The sequence below is a fragment of the Mesorhizobium sp. WSM4813 genome (assembly GCF_055811555.1).
Genome location: NZ_JBVVQU010000130.1, coordinates 1 through 1,910 on the forward strand (window position 1 = coordinate 1; position 1,910 = coordinate 1,910).

Below are 1,910 nucleotides of genomic sequence, written 5' to 3' on the forward strand. Positions count from 1 at the left end.
CCGCGGCATCAGCGTCGCCGCGATCTCCTGTCGCGTGGTGAGCGCGCTACCCAGATCGCCGGTCAAAACCCCGCCAACCCACTGGAAGTAGCGCACAATGGCGGGATCGTTGAGACCGAGCTCACGGCGCAGATTGGCGACCGCCTCGGGCGTGGCCGACTGACCGAGGATGGACTGGGCCACGTCGCCCGGCAGGATCTGGGTGCCCGCGAAGATCAGCACGGAGACGGCGAAGAGGAGGAGAATGCCCAGCGCGATGCGCTGGGCAACCAGCCTCTGAACGGGCGAGCCCATTAGCACGCCGTTCACGCTTCGAGCCAGCATTGCGCCAATGCGTAGCCGTTGCTCATATCTCGCGCAGGATGCTTCACGAAGCCTTTCACGCCCGGCCCTGTCGCGTCGATGAACTGGTTGAAGAACGGCACGATCACACCGCCCTCGTCCCGAACGATGATGGCCATTTCGCGATAGAGGTTCTTGCGCTTGTCCTGGTCGAGTTCGGCGCGCGCTTCGATGAGGAGCTTGTCGAATTTCTCGTTGAAGAAGTGAGTGTCGTTCCACTCCGCCGTCGACAGATAGGCACTCGAGTACATCTGGTCCTGCGTTGAGCGCCCGGTCCAATAGGAGGCATAAAAGGGCTGCTTTTGCCACACCTCCGTCCAGTAACCGTCTCCCGGCTCACGCTTGACCTCGAGGGTGATGCCAACCTTGGCGCAACTCTGCTGATAGAGCTGGGCGGCATCAACGGCGCCCGGAAAGGCCACGTCGGAGGTCCTGAGCAGGATCGACCCACTGTGGCCCGACTTCTGATAGTGGAACTTGGCTTTATCCGGATCGAAGGCGCGCTGCTCGACTTCGTCGGAAAATAGCGGATAAGCGTCGTTGATAGGGAAGTCGTTACCTATTGCGCCATAGCCGCGAAGGATCTTGTCCAGCATTTGCTCGCGGTCCAAGGCAAACTTCAACGACATCCGGACATCGTTGTTGTTGAACGGCGCGGTGTCGCAGAACATATTGAAGAGGTAGCAACCTCGCCCCGTCACATTCTGGATGGTGACGCCGGGTACCGGCTTGACCAGGTCGATGACCTTCGGCTCGACGCGATTGATCATGTGGACCTGTTTGCCTTGCAGCGCGGAGATACGTGCCGTGGCATCGTTGACGACGATGATTTCGATCTGGTCGGCGTGGCCGAGCTTGTCACCCTGCCAGTAATCCTTGAACTTTTCCCCGCCATGCCGAACGCCCGGCTCGTTGACGGTCACCTTATAGGGGCCGGCCCCGATGCCCGCGGCAGGATCATCCTTGCCGCCATTGGGCTGGATGATCAGGTGATAGTCGGTCATTAAATAAGGCAGATCAATGTTGGGTTCTCTGAGCCTGATCACGACGTCGCGGCCATCGGCCCTGATCGTCTCGATACCGCGCAGGACGCCCAGGGCGCCTGATTTGGACTCCTTATCGGAATGACGCTCTAACGTGGCGACGACGTCTTGGGGCGTCACTTCCTTTCCGTTGTGGAACTGGATGCCTTTCCGAATTTTCAGCGTCCAGGTCTTGACATCCTTCGACGAACCAACTTCCTCGGCGATGCGGTATTCGATGCGATTGTCGGGGGTCACTTCCATCAGCAACTCGCCCCAACATCTTCCGAAAGTGATTGGAGGGGCCCCGGCCGGAAGTGCTGGGTCGAGACTGTCGGTGGCGCCACCGCCCTGAAGGCCGGCTTTGAGGATGCCTCCTCTTTGCGGAACTGCCTGCGCCTCCCCAGCACCCGCGAGAAGGGAGTTGGCGAACGCGGCGCTCACCCCGAGCGCCGTCGCACGGCCGAGAAATTCACGTCGGCTCAACAGGCCCGTAGCTACGCCACGGCTGAGATACTCGAGTTCCTGTGACATTAAGTGCTCCTC

At 60.3% G+C, this 1,910-nt stretch carries 1 protein-coding gene and 1 pseudogene; both read right to left on the reverse strand.

The features are described 5' to 3' along the window. Positions 1–294, reverse strand: a pseudogene (locus tag AC0L25_RS32285) (ABC transporter permease); the annotation flags it as partial. A gap of 11 nt (positions 295–305) precedes the next feature. After that, positions 306–1,898 (reverse strand): ABC transporter substrate-binding protein, encoded by a 1,593-nt coding sequence (locus AC0L25_RS32290; protein WP_473599163.1) that lies wholly within the window; start codon positions 1,896–1,898, stop codon positions 306–308. Between the last annotated feature and the right edge of the window lie 12 nt (positions 1,899–1,910).

Coding starts and splice junctions, on each gene's coding strand:
- AC0L25_RS32290 (WP_473599163.1), bottom strand. CDS start 1,898: ATGTCACAGGAACTCGAGTATCTCAGCCGTGGCGTAGCTACGGGCCTG.